15 protein-coding genes are annotated in these 16638 nt (G+C 45.0%); all 15 read right to left on the bottom strand.

The window, feature by feature from the left end; all coding sequences use genetic code 11:
• Positions 1 to 51: 51 nt before the first annotated feature.
• The 15 genes from VME0621_RS21730 to pilM all read right to left on the bottom strand — a co-directional run bounded on the left by VME0621_RS21730 (position 52) and on the right by pilM (position 16608).
• Positions 52 to 1269, bottom strand: coding sequence for an aspartate aminotransferase family protein (locus VME0621_RS21730; protein WP_006074821.1), 1218 nt, complete (start codon positions 1267 to 1269; stop codon positions 52 to 54).
• Between the two features lie 389 nt (positions 1270 to 1658).
• Positions 1659 to 2240, bottom strand: a complete 582-nt coding sequence (locus tag VME0621_RS21725; protein WP_062463031.1) for an aminodeoxychorismate/anthranilate synthase component II — start codon at positions 2238 to 2240, stop codon at positions 1659 to 1661.
• Positions 2241 to 2366: 126 nt separating this feature from the next.
• Positions 2367 to 4982, bottom strand: a complete 2616-nt coding sequence (locus VME0621_RS21720) for an ExeM/NucH family extracellular endonuclease (protein WP_062463033.1) — start codon at positions 4980 to 4982, stop codon at positions 2367 to 2369.
• 277 nt (positions 4983 to 5259) lie between these two features.
• Positions 5260 to 6276 (bottom strand): tryptophan--tRNA ligase, encoded by a 1017-nt coding sequence (gene trpS / locus VME0621_RS21715; RefSeq protein WP_038230950.1) that lies wholly within the window; start codon positions 6274 to 6276, stop codon positions 5260 to 5262.
• 150 nt (positions 6277 to 6426) lie between these two features.
• Entirely contained in the window at positions 6427 to 7107 is a 681-nt protein-coding gene (locus VME0621_RS21710) for a phosphoglycolate phosphatase (protein ID WP_062463036.1), read from the bottom strand.
• Positions 7108 to 7124: 17 nt separating this feature from the next.
• The gene (gene rpe / locus VME0621_RS21705; protein WP_006074826.1) at positions 7125 to 7802 is read right to left on the bottom strand and encodes a ribulose-phosphate 3-epimerase; all 678 of its coding nucleotides are present in this window, start codon (positions 7800 to 7802) and stop codon (positions 7125 to 7127) included.
• A 94-nt stretch (positions 7803 to 7896) separates the two neighbouring features.
• Positions 7897 to 8721, bottom strand: a complete 825-nt coding sequence (locus VME0621_RS21700; RefSeq protein WP_006074827.1) for a Dam family site-specific DNA-(adenine-N6)-methyltransferase — start codon at positions 8719 to 8721, stop codon at positions 7897 to 7899.
• Between the two features lie 123 nt (positions 8722 to 8844).
• The gene (locus VME0621_RS21695; protein ID WP_062463040.1) at positions 8845 to 10296 is read right to left on the bottom strand and encodes an SPOR domain-containing protein; all 1452 of its coding nucleotides are present in this window, start codon (positions 10294 to 10296) and stop codon (positions 8845 to 8847) included.
• A gap of 93 nt (positions 10297 to 10389) precedes the next feature.
• The gene (gene aroB, locus VME0621_RS21690; RefSeq protein WP_006074829.1) at positions 10390 to 11475 is read right to left on the bottom strand and encodes a 3-dehydroquinate synthase; all 1086 of its coding nucleotides are present in this window, start codon (positions 11473 to 11475) and stop codon (positions 10390 to 10392) included.
• A gap of 28 nt (positions 11476 to 11503) precedes the next feature.
• Positions 11504 to 12028 (bottom strand): shikimate kinase AroK, encoded by a 525-nt coding sequence (gene aroK / locus VME0621_RS21685; RefSeq protein ID WP_038231065.1) that lies wholly within the window; start codon positions 12026 to 12028, stop codon positions 11504 to 11506.
• Between the two features lie 194 nt (positions 12029 to 12222).
• On the bottom strand, positions 12223 to 13905 hold the full coding sequence (locus VME0621_RS21680; RefSeq protein WP_370736790.1) for a type IV pilus secretin PilQ: 1683 nt from the start codon (positions 13903 to 13905) through the stop codon (positions 12223 to 12225).
• Between the two features lie 26 nt (positions 13906 to 13931).
• Positions 13932 to 14444, bottom strand: a complete 513-nt coding sequence (locus tag VME0621_RS21675) for a pilus assembly protein PilP (protein ID WP_062463046.1) — start codon at positions 14442 to 14444, stop codon at positions 13932 to 13934.
• Entirely contained in the window at positions 14428 to 15024 is a 597-nt protein-coding gene (locus VME0621_RS21670) for a type IV pilus inner membrane component PilO (RefSeq protein WP_062463048.1), read from the bottom strand. Before VME0621_RS21670 ends, VME0621_RS21675 begins: the two co-directional genes overlap by 17 nt.
• 6 nt (positions 15025 to 15030) lie before the next feature.
• Positions 15031 to 15624 carry a PilN domain-containing protein gene (locus VME0621_RS21665; protein WP_006071134.1) on the bottom strand — a complete coding sequence of 198 codons (594 nt, stop codon included), beginning with the start codon at positions 15622 to 15624 and terminating at the stop codon, positions 15031 to 15033.
• Positions 15625 to 16608: a pilus assembly protein PilM gene (gene pilM, locus VME0621_RS21660; RefSeq protein ID WP_062463051.1), complete on the bottom strand. Its 984-nt coding sequence runs from the start codon at positions 16606 to 16608 to the stop codon at positions 15625 to 15627.
• Positions 16609 to 16638 lie beyond the last annotated feature (30 nt).

The raw sequence follows: 16638 nt of genomic DNA, 5'->3' as shown, positions 1-16638 counted from the left end.
CTCTCCCGGCACATCCAAACATCCGAGAGAGTATTTAATTGCTAACTAAGTTTACGACGCCACTAAGGTGCTGATCGCTTTATCTAGTTTAGCTAATCCTTCTTCAACTTCTTGCTTGGTAATCACCAATGATGGGGTAAAACGAACCACATTTGCACCCGCAACCAAGACCATTAGGCCTTGTTGGCCTGCTGCTACTAGAACATCACGAGCACGACCTTGCCACTCTTCATTCAGCGCTGCACCAAGAAGTAGGCCTTTTCCACGAATTTCGCTGAAAATACCGTATTTTGCGTTTATTTTTTGTAGGCCATCGCGGAACCACGCTTCACGCTCAGCGACACCAGCCAGAACATCTGGGCTCGACACCACATCCACAACCGCTTCTGCTACCGCACACGCTAACGGGTTACCGCCATAAGTAGAACCGTGCGTCCCCACTTTCATGTGTGCAGCAAGTTTCTCAGTCGTTAGCATAGCGCCAATGGGGAAACCACCACCAAGAGATTTCGCCGTGCTCAAAATATCGGGCGTTACACCTAGACCTTGGTAGGCATAAAAGTGACCAGTACGGCCATTACCCGTTTGCACTTCATCAAAAATAAGCAGAGCATTATATTTATCACATAGCTCACGAACCGCTTGAACAAACTCAGGCTGAGGAGAAACAATACCACCCTCACCTTGTAGCGGCTCCATCATCACTGCACAGGTTTTCTCTGACATCTGAGCTTCAAGCGCAGCGATATCATTATAAGGAATATGTGATACGTCGCCCGGCTTAGGACCAAAACCGTCAGAATAAGCAGCTTGACCACCAACAGTGACCGTAAAGAAAGTACGACCGTGGAAACCTTGGTTAAAAGCAATAATTTCTGACTTTTCAGTACCATGAACATCTGCCGCCCAGCGGCGTGCTAGTTTCAGCGCCGCCTCATTGGCTTCTGCACCTGAGTTAGCGAAGAAAACTCGTTCAGCAAAGCTAACTTCCGTCAGTTTTTTCGCCAAGCGTAGTGCTGGCTCGTTGGTCATGACATTACTCAGATGCCAAATCTTGTTAGCTTGTTCAGTAACTGCATTGACCATCGCCGGATGGCAGTGGCCTAAACAACTCACGGCAATACCACCCGCGAAGTCGATATATTCATTCCCCTGCTGGTCCCAAACGCGAGCACCCTCGCCTTTTACTGGAATCATTTCCATTGGGTTGTAGCAAGGTACCATTACCTCATCAAACCACTCGCGAGTTACCGCTTTTTCCGTTGTCATAACACATTCCTTCTCATTACAGCATGTTGGAGAAAGGCGCTTCACTCTTCCGATTTTTGGTTAAGGACCAAGAGCGATCCCTCGAACTCATAAAGGAAGAAAAGATTTTCTATCGCTTTTCCACAGATGCAGCATTGTATTTACAATTATTTAACCATAGCAATAGTGAAAAATACTTTTTAAGTAGTCAAAGAACAAAATTCACCGCCGCCTCATGAGTATTTATGCATCAAAAGCGAATGGGAATGAAGCGTTTTTTCCTGCATTGACTAAGAAAGTCAGCAAATAAGGTTTTGCTCACTTTGATATCAGTAAAGACGAATAAACTTTCAATTTAATAAGTAAAACTTATGATGGATAAGAAAACAGAAAAGAGTGATCAAGATCGACTATTTTTGAGACAGGAAATTGTTAAGAAGTTCGTGACCTTGTTCCGTTTTGATAGATTCTGGGTGGAATTGAACCGCATGTAGACAAAGCAACTTGTGCTGATAACCCATAATTTCGTCGAAATCGCCATTCTCTAACTCAGTCCAAGCCGTTACTTCAAAGCAATCTGGAAGCGACTCTTTTTCGACGATTAATGAGTGATAACGGGTAACAGTTAATGGGTTATTGAGGCCAGCAAACACACTTTTGTTGTTATGACGAATTGGTGAGGTTTTACCATGCATCACTTCACGAGCACGGATCACCTTACCACCAAAGACCTGAGCAATCGCCTGGTGACCTAAACAAACACCGAGTAGTGGCAATTTACCTGCAAAGTGCTTGATCACCTCTAAGGAGATTCCTGCCTCATTAGGTGTACAAGGTCCTGGAGAGATAACCAAATGAGAGGGGTTTAACGCTTCAATACCAGCAATATCAATTTCATCATTGCGCACCACTTTTACTTCAGCACCCAGTTCAGAAAAATACTGAAACAGGTTAAAAGTAAAGGAGTCGTAATTATCAATGATGAGTAGCATAGCGCTCGCTGTGGTATTGAGTTTGCGAAAAATAAGGCGGTATTTTGCAACAAGATGGCAGAAAGGCAAGTAAAAATGGGGAGAAAAAAAGCAGCAAGGCTGTAAACACCTTGCTGCAGAGGATAATTATCCTTGTTTACGTCGACGTAGACCTAACAGCAGCATCGCTGATAAACCCACTAAGCCAACCGAACCACCACGCATATTCAGATCAATTACCGCTGGATCATGGTCAGAAGATCGGTAATGGTCTTGATACTTAGGCAAATCACCTTTGTACTCATCGTTATAGTCAAACAGCGTCGACTCCGCCGCATTGATGTGCCACTCAGTGGCATCAACGACACGCTTCGACAAGCTTGGGCTAATAAGGATATGGTCGAGCGCGCCGACTTCATCATTGTATGAGTAACTCCAACCTTGTGGATGCATCTCTCCCAGCACGTTGACGTAACCATAGCTGTGGTCAATGACCGCACCATCATCACCAAATTGCTCTTGTTCACCAATAAAGGTATTGCGAGCAGCACGAATGGTTTTGCCATACTTCTCTTGACTGTAGTCAGTCAGAATTAGCAGTGGATCTTCTTTTCCATACGCATTGAAGTCACCCAAGACAATTTTATGTCCTTTAATCGCTTCCAACGCATCACCTAACGCAACAGCCGCTGCAACACGGAAGTTTTCACATGACCCTTGCTGATCTGTATCTTTTCCTGCTTGACCACCTTCAGCAACAGGAGCTGCATCTTCCCAACATTTAGAGCCTTTTGATTTGAAGTGATTGACCGCTACCGTCAGCTTCTCCTTCGCCCCTTTCACCTTAAAGGTTGGTGCCAGAGTATTACGTTGATAGTTCTTACCGTCTTCAATTACTTTACCATCGTCATCCAGCACTTCAGGCGCAACCTGACGAGGCATTTCCAGTACATTAACTTGTTTTAGTTTCACTTGCTTAGGACGATAAATAACGCCAGTTGTAATGGCATCGGTACCCACTGCATCAAGCTTATCGATGACACCATCTTGATTGCTGTCTAGCGAAACAAAGTCGTAGTGTAATTTCTTGTTATCTATACGAGCGTTAAGCTCTCTGACTAACTGAGCAATGGCTCCATTGTCACCAAAACCGTTGTTCTCAATTTCCATCAAACCAACAATGTCGGCATCAAGCTTGATAAGCGCATTGAGTATTTTCTCTTGCTGGACTTCAAACTCAGCAAAGTTGCTAGCACCTCGATTGCTGCCGAAGCGGTTTTCATCACCACCGAATGGCGAGGTAAAGTAGTTAAGAACGTTAAAGGTCGCAACACGTAGGTCTTTCTTGTTCCATGGCTGCTCAGCAAGCTCAGGAACTTCAGTGCGCGGTGTATTACGAACGAAGTTATCAGCAGAAATAGTATTCGTCACAAACAGGCGGTAATCACCGTAGCTGTACCCAATGACCCCTTCAATATCGAACAAGGTATCGTTGATACGAATGTAATCTTCCGTGCTGCCATCTTGGTCCACATCGGTACGACCAAATTCTGGGTAGTACGGCACTTTGCCATTTGGTGCTGCCGTTGGTGACTCAACAAATAGTCGACGTAAGCCGTTATCTTCGCTTTGCGCTTTGGCTTCATCAGAACCTGCGGCAAACTGCTGATTTGGATGTAGATTCACGCGTTCATGCGCCAACACCATATTGTTGCGACGTGCGCCATAGTCATAGCCAAAGGTGCGACTAATACGCATATCAAGCGCTTTTGGTAGGCGTACTAGCATGCCTTCGTAACGCTCTAATGTCTGCTCAAAGTTCTCATCGGACTCAAGCACTTCAATTGCTGTCGCTTGTGGGGCGGCTTGTTCTCCTTGCTTAAACCAATCTTGTTCATTGAGCTTAAGCTGAGTCTGTCCATAGAACTCTTGGATTTGACCACGAACACAAACCACATCGCCAGCTGCTAGGCTTGGATTTGCTTGAGTGTAAACATACAAACCATTAGACGTTAACGGGTTATGATCATCCTGCAATGCCTCTAAATAGAAGCCTTGATTAATGCCCGTGCTTACCGCCGAGACCACGCCTTGAACAAAATACTGTTCACTAGTGATGTATGGGTAGCCATTGATATAAGGAGAACTGCTGCCTTCACCCTGAATCGCTTGAATGTCAGTAAAGGTTGGCGAAGAACCGTTGTCGAGACATTGGAAAGGTGCTGGTGGTGTTAGGTCCTCCAACTGACCTAAACCGGTAACATCGTTCTTACTCAGTGTTGCCCATTGATCTGGTTGGTAAGTCACTGATGGTTGATGATAAGGCGTGTAGCGTACTAAGGTTTTATCTGCACCAAAGTTGTCGCCCATAGTGCCAATCATATCGATGATTTGGCCATTGCTATCCATCAACGCAATCGGGTCGTCACCATTAAAATTCAATACTTGATCAGAGGTTGAAAGCGTTGCGACACCCAGAATGGCATCGTCTGCGCGAGAGTTTGCGAACACAAGTACTGACTTAGCTGGAATGACATAACTAGAGAGATCTAGTGTGCTCCAACTGCCGTTCCCATTTGGCGATTTAGCCAGTTGGTAACCCACCAACTGAACTTCTGAGTCACCAGAGTTGGCTATCTCAACTGCCTTGTTATAACCGCTTCCCTCCACATATTGCGAAAGAAAGACCTCAGCGTTGGCACCTCCGGCTAATGCGGACGCTATCGCTAACGCTAACCACTGCTTTTTATTTGTGCGTGTCATCATTCACCTCGAATTAACTGGCAATGTTATCCCTTGCCTTTATTGCACTTTGTTGAATATAAAAATGATTATTTTCGAGACGAGTGTTGTCATTTAGAGTGCAAATGAACAATGAATATTCAGTTAACTGAGATACAGCTCTCATTCAAAGTTTGAACAATTTAGCCTGTGCCAAAAATTCAACAGGAAACGTTAGTAAGAGAATGCAGTGCGATAACACAAAAAAAAGCCCTTTGGCGAACCAAAGGGCTTTTCAATATCTGGAGTATAACTTGTGCTATGGGCGAGTCACAAAACCTACCGCTTTGTAGGCTTCAGCCAGTGTCACTGCTGCACGAGCAGAGGCCTTTTCAGCGCCTTGGCGCATGACTTCATCCATATAAGCACGGTCGGCACGAATACGGTGGTATTCCGCTTGAATTGGCTCAAGCATAGCAACCAGCGCTTCACCTACATCTTTCTTAAACGGACCGTACATCTCCACACCAGCATATTGCGCTTCAATTTCTTCAAACGTTTTGCCCGTTGCTGCAGAGTAAAGGCCCATTAGGTTAGAGATGCCCGCTTTGTTTTCCCAATCGTTGGCAATGCGTGGCGGTGTCTCGGCATCGGTTTGCGCTTTATTGATCTTCTTGATGATCGACTTAGGCTCCTCGAGCAGAGTAATCACGTTCTTACGGTTATCATCCGACTTAGACATCTTCTTAGTCGCATCTTGTAAGCTCATAACACGAGCGTTCACCGTTGGGATATAAGGCTCGGGAATAGTGAAAATCGGTGCTTCAGGGCTGTAGATATTGTTGAAACGAGTCGCGATATCACGCGCTAACTCTAAGTGCTGCTTCTGGTCACTACCCACTGGTACTTGGTGTGCACCGTAAAGCAGAATATCTGCAGCCATTAGCACTGGATAATCATAAAGACCAACGTTAACGTCATTAGCGTAACGCTGTGATTTGTCTTTAAACTGAGTCATGCGATTCAGTTCACCCATCTGGGTATAACAGTTAAGAAGCCAACCAAGTTGAGCATGCTCAGGTACGTGTGACTGTACAAATAACGTGCTCTTCTTCGGATCAACACCAACTGCAAGGCAGATTGCGAGAGCGTCTAGTGTCGCTTCATGCAGTGCTTTCGGATCTTGACGAACCGTAATCGCATGAAGGTCAACAACGCAGTACTGGCAATCGTAATCATCTTGCATCTGTTGCCATTGACGTAGAGCACCCAAGTAGTTTCCGATACTTAGTTCACCTGACGGCTGAACACCACTCAATACGATGGGTTTGCTCATGATAATGATTCCTTCGACTTCTTAACGAGATAATTAGGATAATGAAAAACCGCGTAATTCCTTACGCGGTTCTAGCAGTGTACTCATTGGCGAGTATATTTCTAGTACTTTACTTGGCTTTTCACTCAGCAATGCACTTTTTGTCGCGATTTAGCCGTCAATTCCTACGGCTTCAAGCACGTTCGACACGATATCAGCAACAAAGTCAGGGTTCGCATTGGCAATAGGTTCACCGTGGTTGTAACCATAAGTGAGTCCGAACGCTTGGCAACCTGCGTTACGCGCCGCCAAGATATCGTTTTTAGAATCCCCGACCATCAACACTTGTTCGGCAGATAACTGCTCTTGCTCCATCAACCAATGTAATGCAATTGGATCCGGTTTGCGTTTCGGGAACGCATCGCCACCCAGTACATGCTTAAAGTACTTATCAAGCTTGTGTTGCTCTAGCAATTCTGGAACAAACTTCGATGGTTTGTTGGTGAGCAGAGCTAAAGTAAAGCCATTCGCCACCAAGGTATCCAAGGTTTGATGTACAGCTGGATACAAGTGACTTAGCTTATGCCCACTGGCCTTATAAAAGTCATCAAACAAAGTACGAGCCTTCGCAAGCAACTCCGGCGACAACTCAGGGTCAACAGTGATACTTTGGCTTAATGAGCGACCAATTAAAATATCGGCACCGTTACCTACATAGTCACGAACTTGTTCTTCGGTGACACTCGGATAACCTAACTCTTGAACCGCCTGATCAGCCGCTAATGCCAAATCAGGTACGCTGTCGAGTAACGTCCCATCTAAATCAAAAACAACGAGTTTAATTGCGCTCATGTCTACTAATTCCAAATCTATTTGCTGTTTACTTTTGCCAGTTCAGCACGCATCTCGTCGATAACTTCTTTGTAGTCTGGACGATTAAAGATAGCGCTACCGGCAACAAACATGTCTGCGCCCGCTTCGGCAATTTCTCGAATATTATCGACTTTCACGCCACCATCAATTTCTAAGCGAATGTTACGACCAGAAGCATCAATGCGTTTACGAACTTCACGTAACTTGTCTAGCGTCGACGGAATGAAAGATTGACCACCAAAGCCTGGGTTCACTGACATCAGTAGAATCAAGTCCACTTTGTCCATGATGTAATCAAGGCAAGAAAGAGGGGTTGCTGGGTTGAGTACTACACCTGCCTGACAGCCGTGTTCTTTGATAAGTTGCAGTGTACGATCTACGTGCTCAGACGCTTCAACGTGGAAAGTAATCATACTCGCACCGGCTTTAGCAAAATCAGGAACAATGCTATCGACAGGTTTAACCATTAAGTGAACATCGATTGGAGCGGTAATGCCGTAGTCGCGTAGTGCTTTACAGATTGGTGCACCAAACGTCAGGTTAGGAACATAGTGATTGTCCATCACATCAAAGTGAACCACGTCAGCACCCGCAGCGAGTACTTTTTCAACGTCCTCACCTAGGCGAGCAAAATCTGCAGAGAGAATGGATGGAGCAATTAAAAAGTCTTTCATACCTAACCTCAGTTGAATTCAAAGCAAGCGAGTATCGCCAAGTTCGCGCAATTCTACCGAAGCGGTTGATTAAATCCTAGCCCTTACCAAGCAGTTATTGATCTTGCGGCTCAAATAACGCCAATAATTCGTCAACCTTATTACGACCTGCACCATTACGGCTGATGGTTCGCTTAACCTTGACCACATTCAGTTGCGCACCGTGATATAGACGACGTGTCAAAGTGGTGTCGTGGTTAGAAATCAGCACCGGAATACCACGATCAAACGCAGCGTGCTCAGCAACGTCAGCAAGTGCAGCTTGGTCATCAAGACTAAACCCATTACCCGCATAAGAGGTAAAGTTGGCCGTGTTCGATAGTGGTGCGTATGGCGGGTCGCAATATATAACGCTGCCTTTGCGCGCTCGTTTAAAAGTGTCGTGATATCCCTCGCAAACAAACGTGGCTTTCTTCGCTTTCTCAGCAAAGAAAATCAGCTCATTTTCTGGGAAATACGGTTTTTTATAAGAGCCGAAGGGCACGTTAAAGCCACCTTTTTTGTTGTAACGGCACAAGCCGTTAAAACCAAAACGGTTCATATAAAGAAAGGCGACGGAGCGAAACAAGACGTCGTCAGTCTGATTAAACTGGGCGCGAATATCCAAATACACTTCTTTGCGATTGTGTTCAGCAGTGAATAGGCGCTTTGCTTCAGCGACGTAGGTCTCGGGATCTGTTTTTAACAGATTATAGAGGTTAATTAAATCGGGATTGATATCGGCAAGTAAATACTGATCGTAGTCCGTATTTAGGAAGATAGACCCTGCACCAACGAAAGGCTCTACCAGCTTTCTTGCGTCTGGCAAATGCTTTTGAATGTCTTCAACCAAGCCATATTTTCCACCAGCCCACTTAAGAAAGGCGCGTTGCTTTTTCATTACTTGCTCTATCTACTGCCACCCCAAAAATTAAGGCTGGGGAATATATCATAATTCAATTTGTTATGTTGACCTTTCTAGCAGAAAGGTCAGCGAAAATCACCCACAGTGTTCACTGGAAGGTTACTCTTTCCAACGAGTAATTTCTCGCTGTACTTGGCTAAGAGATTTTGGCCAAGGTCCAAGAGACTGGATTTCTTCCGGTAACGCTTCCGCTGCATCACGTGCCGTTTGAATACTTGGATACACATCGTAAGTCACGATGTACCACTTCTCATCTCCACGCAACGTTGGATAAACACGGACTGGTTTGTCAAACGAGTGTTGGTTCAAGAACAGCTGAACGTCTTTTAGCTCAGTCATCGCGGCGATTTGTAACGTGTAGTTGTTTGCAGGTAGGGCATTGAGTTCTTCACGAGCGAAGGAAAACGTAATTGGAGTCTGCAGTTTCTGCGCACTATCCACATCAACTACTTCCACTTTTGGTGTGACCACATTTTGAACCTCAGCCGCTTTTGCCACTGCGACAGCAGTATTGTCATCTAATAAGGCATCTACAACGTCCGAGGTAATTACTACGCGCTCACCAGATTCTGCTACACCGACACTCGCGGTTTCTGATGTTACCGAAGGCGGTAGCGAAGCGGTATCATCCGTAGGCTCTAACTGGGACGGCATTTCTTTGTTAGCCCCTTCCGCTTGTTCTTCAGTAGCGGCATCGACTGGCCCATCTAAGGTAGGAATCACCGTTTGCTCAATCGGTACTTCGCTAGGCTCTGTGCTCTGCGGCGTTGGCGATTTTAGTAGCCAGCTGTAACCTAAAAATAGCAGCAAAACGATAACTGCCACTGTTGCTGCAATCTTGGCAGGTGAACCAACCAATGAACGAATAATCACCTTCTTTTCCATTTTTTGCTCTCCTAACGCCAAAATTTCACCCGGAAGCGGTTTAATGCTAGTAAACGCGCTTTTGACTCTTTTTTCAACGCTTTCATCAATATAGCGCAGCACAAGAGTATCAAAAAAACGCTCAGCCTCCGCGTCGGTCAGTTCATCAGCATCCAGCTCTACCGGTTTACTATCAAGGCCATGACTCAATCGCGCTAGTCGAGAACTGAGCGAATCGCTAGCACTGAATAATACGATACTGATGTTCTGTTTAGTGACATGCAAAGAGGCGGTATACAACAGCCATAGCTCGGAGAGTAAGGCTTGTGAGATGTACTGAGCATCATCGACAACAATCACAATATTGCTCGCCTCACCCTCCAGAATACGCTCAACACTGTCATGCAGTGAGTCGGTAGCGCTGTACATTGAATGAGGAAAGAGTTGACGAAGAATATTACTGCGGTTCACTTCATCATCTTGATTCGCGAAACAGGTAATCAGTGATTGGTTTTTGCCATGTGCCCAGGCTTCGAGATAGCGGTGTGCAAGCCAAGTTTTTCCGGCGCCAGACTCACCTTTGATAACGACAAAACTCGACGCAAATTGAGTCAGTAGCTGCACACGCTCTAGTAGTTGGGTCTGCGAATCTAATTCCAATACTCGCAGCTCATACGACAAACTCATTCTGATCCTATCTACCTAGTCATTAAACCTAAAAAAGGCCCCATTACGGAGCCTCACATCTAACTTACCTTCAATAGCATCGACAATATCGAACTACTGTCGGCACAAGTCGATAGCTTGTTTGATGATGTCACTCGGAACGTCAGAAACCACCTGAGCAGTACCAACAGACGTTGGTAGCACAAGGCGTAACTTACCCGATAAGACTTTTTTATCACGCATCATATGCTTGATAAAGTCTTCAAAACTCATTGATTCTGGAGTGTGTACAGGCAATTTAGCGCGCTCTAGCAAAGTGATAATACGGGTCACTTGCTCTGCGGTTATATCACCAAGCAAATGCGCGGTATGGGCGGCCATAGCTGTACCGGAAGAGACTGCCTCTCCATGTAACCATTTACCATACCCTAGTTCTGCTTCAATCGCATGACCAAATGTATGACCTAGATTCAATAACGCGCGAATACCCGACTCTTTCTCATCTTGAGCCACAACCTCAGCTTTAATCTGACAGCAGCGAGCAATAGCATAAGTCAGAGCTTGTTGATCCAATGCATAAAGCTTATCGAGGTTTTGCTCTAGCCATTCAAAGAAGGCTTCATCATAGATGATGCCGTACTTAATCACCTCAGCAACACCCGCGGCGAATTCACGCGCAGGTAAGGTCTTAAGACAGTTGGTATCAATGATGACAGATTGAGGCTGATAGAAAGCACCAATCATATTTTTGCCAAGCTCGTGGTTAACGGCGGTTTTGCCGCCCACAGATGAGTCGACTTGGGATAATAGCGTGGTTGGGATTTGAACAAAATCCACGCCACGTTGATAGCAAGCGGCAGAAAAACCGACAAGATCGCCAATCACACCACCACCAAGGGCAACAACTACTACATCACGACCATAGTTACCTGACAGTAAATGAGTCATGACTGTATTGAAAGTGTCTAGTGTCTTGTATTGCTCACCATCAGGCAGTTCGAGTAATGAGGTTTTGCAACCTTTGTTATCAAGCTGCTTTAGAATAGCATCAGCGTAGAGGGGGGAAACGGTGGTGTTAGTGATAACAACCACTGATTTTCCATCTGGAATTTGGGCAAATTGAGCCGAGTCATTAAATAACCCGGCACCAATTGAAATTGGGTAGCTACGCTCACCAAGTTCGACCGTAATCCGTTCCATGGGTTGCTCTCCTATTGAAGAAAGAAAGTTAGACTTGACCTTCTTCTAGCATTTTTACGATCTGGTTGGCTACCACTTTTGCACTTTGATCATCAGTACGAACCACATAGTCCGCCACATCTTTGTAAAGATCATTGCGCTCGTCCGCTAAAGACTCAAGTACTTCGCGCGGGTTGTCCGTTTGAAGCAGCGGGCGTTTTTTGTCGCGATTTGTGCGAGCAAGCTGTTTTTCGATGGTTGTTTCAAGATAGACAACAATACCACGCGCAGAAAGGCGATTACGGTTGTCTTTACTTTTAACTGAACCACCACCTGTAGCAAGTACAATACCTTGCTGTTCGGTTAGATCGTTAATAACGGTTTCTTCGCGTTTGCGGAAACCTTCTTCACCTTCAACGTCAAACACCCATGCGATGTCTGCGCCTGTACGCTCTTCAATTACTGTATCAGAGTCAACAAACTCCATGTGTAGTTGTTGAGCTAGGTGTCTACCGATTGTACTTTTGCCGGCACCCATAGGGCCAACAAGAAAAATATTACGTTTCTCAGCCATGTTTAGCATTAATTTACAACGTTAATTCAATGACATCGCCACAAGAAAAGACCGAAAAGGAGCCTCGGAAAAAGGGCTTGTGGCACCAATTCCTCACAGATAAGTCGTGATAAGACCCGAAATTATCAAGGTAAGGTGCCTTGAATGCAACTTTATTTTTAGTCCTTTTGAATTATTTGATACTTTACAGATAGTTACTGAGTAATAATCTTAGGAGTTACGAAGATCAGTAACTCATTCTTACCGATGTTTTCATAGGTTCGTCTAAATAATGCCCCCAACCCCGGAATATCACCAAGAAGTGGCACTTTATCTACCTTGCTGGTCATGGCATGTTGAAAAATACCGCCTAACACTACAGTTTCACCATCGTTAACCAGAACTTGAGTTCCTATCCTTTGAGTATCAATCGCCACTGTTTCACCCTCTAAAGTTTTCAACACTTCTCCAACCCTGTCTTGAGTCACATCTAAGTCGAGAATAAGGCGATTGTCGGGTGTGATCTGCGGAGTCACCGTCAAAGAAAGCACCGCTTTTTTAAACTCAACCGCTGTCGCTCCACTCGATGTCGATTTCAAATAAGGAATCTCTGTTCCCTGCTCTATATAAGCAGACTTTTTATTGGTAGTGATAAGACGTGGACTGGATATGATTTCGGCTTTCGATTCACTTTGTAATGCGGACAACTCTAGATCAAGTAATGTATTTGACCCGAGGCTTGCTACTTGAAATGCGATACTGGCGGCATTGTCAGACAGCGCCCCCAAGTTAACATTAAGGAAGTCCTCAATGTCCACCTCTCCTCCACCGATGCCAGACGAAGCAAGGTTACCTTCTATCGTACTGCCGATCGTGGTGTCACCATTTATCGATGTATAACCCCATCGTATCCCCAACTCTTCAATATTACCCTCTTTGATAGTGACCACTCGCGCTTCAATTTGTACCTGTTTCACGGGTATATCGAGTGAGGCAATAATCTCTTTAATCACGCGAAGATTTTCAGGCAGTTCTCGCACCAATAAGGCGTTGGTGCGCTCATCGATAGCAACCGAACCTCGTTCAGATAACATACTGACATCACTATCTCCACCAATCATGGCCGCTACATCCGCCGCTTTAGCATAGTTAATGTTAATGATTTCCGATTTAAGTTGACCAATTTGCTCGGCCAAGCGACTCTTTTCTAACGCTTGCTTCTCTTGCAAATCCAGCTCTGCTTTAGGAGCCACTAAGATGATGTTGCCCTTTACCCGTTTATCTAACCCTTTTACTCGCAGGATAATGTCGAGGACTTCCGTCCATGGCACACCATCTAAACGTAGGGTTAAGTTGCCTTGGACACTATCGGATGCCACTAAATTAAAGTGGTTATAGTCAGCCAGAAGCTGCAATACACTGCGCACAGGAATGTCTTGGAAATTGATTGAAGTAAGCTTGCCACTATGACTACCAAACAGTTTTTGTTCATCACTTTGTTGCTGAGGCAGAGGTAAAATTGTCACTTTCAGTTGTTTACCATGCATCGTATATTGATATTGAACTGCCGTGGCCGCCTCGACAAAGATCCGAACATCGGGGCTGTCATCAAATAGTTCTATCTGATTCACTGCGGTAGAAAAATCCGTTACATCCAAAATCGCTAGCTTGTCTGACGCGATTTGGGTTTGCTTTACCACAATATTTATTCCTTGCGACTCGGCGCTAATATCCACAACACTGCCAGCATGAGAAAGCTCAATAACGACTACTGCACGCTTCTGTTTATCCAGTTCAAATGAGACATCAACAAGTTGATTAGTTTGGGGAATGGCAATCAAATCAGTACTGATGAACAACGCCCACAAATAGAATGCCCACCTCCAAATGGACAACATTTTTCTCGTCACTATTTGTATCTCCATTACTTCAGTACCAATGTGATTTGCCGTTGACGCCAACACCCTAATCCATCGGGAAGCGTCTCATGAATAATTAGCTTATCTGCTGTTATCTGTTTAATTAGGCCGCTGTTTTCACCTATGTATTGTCCCGCGCTCACTGTCACTATTCGTTTTATAGGTAAAGCCACAACTCCTCTGCGCTGCTCCCCTTTCCCCATCACTCCTTTCAATTGCATATCATTAAGCGAGTAACGCTCTAAAGGCACTTTGCTACGGCTCTTAGGCTGCCAGCAAGATAAGTTGGCCACAGATTGAGAGTGATTCTGAATCATTGCAGGCAAGTCAAAAGGCGAGTTCCGATTTGTGGGCGTAAACTTAATGACCTCGATAGTAGAGAAAAGCGGCATATCTGCTTGTGTTGTTTTCGCCTCTCGCAACACCTGAGTGACGAACTCGTTCAATGGGTCCTGTTTTGCTCGACAACCCATTAACACTGAGGTGCTGATAAGCATCAAACTAATTCTTACCAGCATCACCTTTCTCCCCAAAATCCTCATGCAGTTGATAGGTTGCAGCTTGAACTCGGAAATGTAATACACTGCTTTCCTGACTCACTCGCTGCCACTCAGCATCTTCGATAAGCACCATTCGAGACAACTCGGCAATGGCCTGACTAAAGTGACCAATGTCGTTGTAATTCCCGGTGAGTTCTATATTTATTGGCAGCTTATAGAGAAAGTGCTCCGAAGCGCGCTTGCCCCAGTCAATTCGAGTGAAAGTGAGTTGGTTGTGCAGCCCTTCTTGGTTGACACCGGCAAGTAGTGTCGCGAGTTCTTGTTGAACTGGTAGTAAATGAAGTAACCGTTGATAGCGACTTCTCACCAGCTCAAGTTGCTGCTTTTTATTAGGTAGGTTCGCCGTTTGCGCAACTACTGTTTTTAGCTCTAGTTTTAACCGTTGTTCCAACTGCACAGCTCGTTCTAACTCATCAGAATTAGACTTTGTTGAAAACCAAAACCATGCATAACTCGATGACATGAAAACCAATAGGCCGATAATAAGCTGGTAGTTAAATGGCCAATCTTTTATGTCATCCAGTTCAAAGTCCAACACTTGTCGTTACCCCACTTCTTTCGACTGAAATATCTTTAGTGCTGGCGGCAACAAAGTACTCAGAGATACTTGAAACGAAAGTTCAAATGCTTGGTAGCTTTTATCAAACCGCTGACGCCCATGAACAATAGAGTGAATTTCGACATAACTAACGGTGGGTTCCTGTTCAAATCGTTCCAACATTTCGGCCAGCAGCGCTGTATTTTCACTGATTCCAAACAATTTAAAGCGCTGTCCTCGCATACGAATCTTATCGATGTACACACCTTGAGGAATCAGGGCTGGAATCAGATTCATTACTGCTGTTGTTTTTCCCCGCTCCGCTTGCAGTGTTTGCACCAACTCTAGACGCTGCAGAAGATTTTCGTATTGAGTGGTTACATCCGATAGCTGATTCATCCGCAGCCTTTGCTCAGTGATAGCCTTTTGAAGATAGACAACACGCTGATTCTGAATCGCCACCTCCGACTCGAAATGGTGCAGCGCCAATGTAGAAATAAAGTAGCCACCTAATACAGCAGTGATGATCAATATTACAAAGCGCTGTCGGTGATGACGACGCTGCTGCTCACGCCAAGGCAGTAAATTAATCACTGACATTTAGTGCTCCTGAGTCCAGTGAATCGCGTTAAGCGCGATGCCCAACGCCGTAGCATAAGCACAGCCTAATTTATATTGGTTATCACTCAGCGAGGTGAGATAGTCACTGATGCACTCAACGCTCATATTGGTGCGGGTGGTAATCAAGTCCACCACATCGCTGTCTTGAATATGACCTCCGGTAAGGATCAGCCCTCCAACTTGATGTTCTTCAAGCATGGAACGGAATAATTGTAATTGCGCACTCACTTTATGCAGTACGGACCCAAACTGCGTTGAAATAGCGGAGTTATAAGGCGCTTGAATAGTGAGATGAGCATCTTGATCGCACGTTATGCTCCAAGCTTTGTGCAGCTCTAAAGGCAGTTGAAGCGGCGGCAGTAATGACACATTGGTCTGTCCTACATCTAGTAACACCCAATTACTGAACTGTGGGTAGGTCGTCAACACTAGCTTCTGAACACTGCGCAACGCATGAATATTAGTGCTAATCAGTTGTGGTTTAAAACCAAGTGCTTTGACTACTTGAGTCCAATTATCAATGATATTGTGACGCGCTACATGAACTTGATAGGCTGCTGTCTCTTGATTGGGATGTGGCTCGTTTTGGGGTGGCACAGCGACATAGTCAATCGCTAAAGCCTCTGAATCATACGGCGTTTGATAGCTCATTGCTTGGTGAACGGCGTACTCAAGTTCATCATTAACAAGTCTAGCGTCCAAGTTAATCACTTTACTCACCACAGTACTTTCTGGAATCGCTATGGCTGCCTGTTTACGGAAAATGGGCACGATCTTTCGGAGAATTTTAAGTTTCTTAACAGTTTCTTGATGTTTGAGCGTATAGGGATCAGCGAAAATGGCGGCGCAACCATTAAGCTCTAGTTGGTTTACAATTTTGATGTCAGAACCTTCATACGTCAGCACGACTGCTTTCGTACTGTGATGACCGATATCGATACCTGTAATCCATTTTCTTGCCATTTAAATAACCTCAACGAATGCATTAACAAC

The organism is Vibrio mediterranei, from assembly GCF_900088415.1.
GTDB classification, from domain to species: domain Bacteria; phylum Pseudomonadota; class Gammaproteobacteria; order Enterobacterales; family Vibrionaceae; genus Vibrio; species Vibrio mediterranei.
This window is presented reverse-complemented; position numbering and strand designations above follow the sequence as displayed.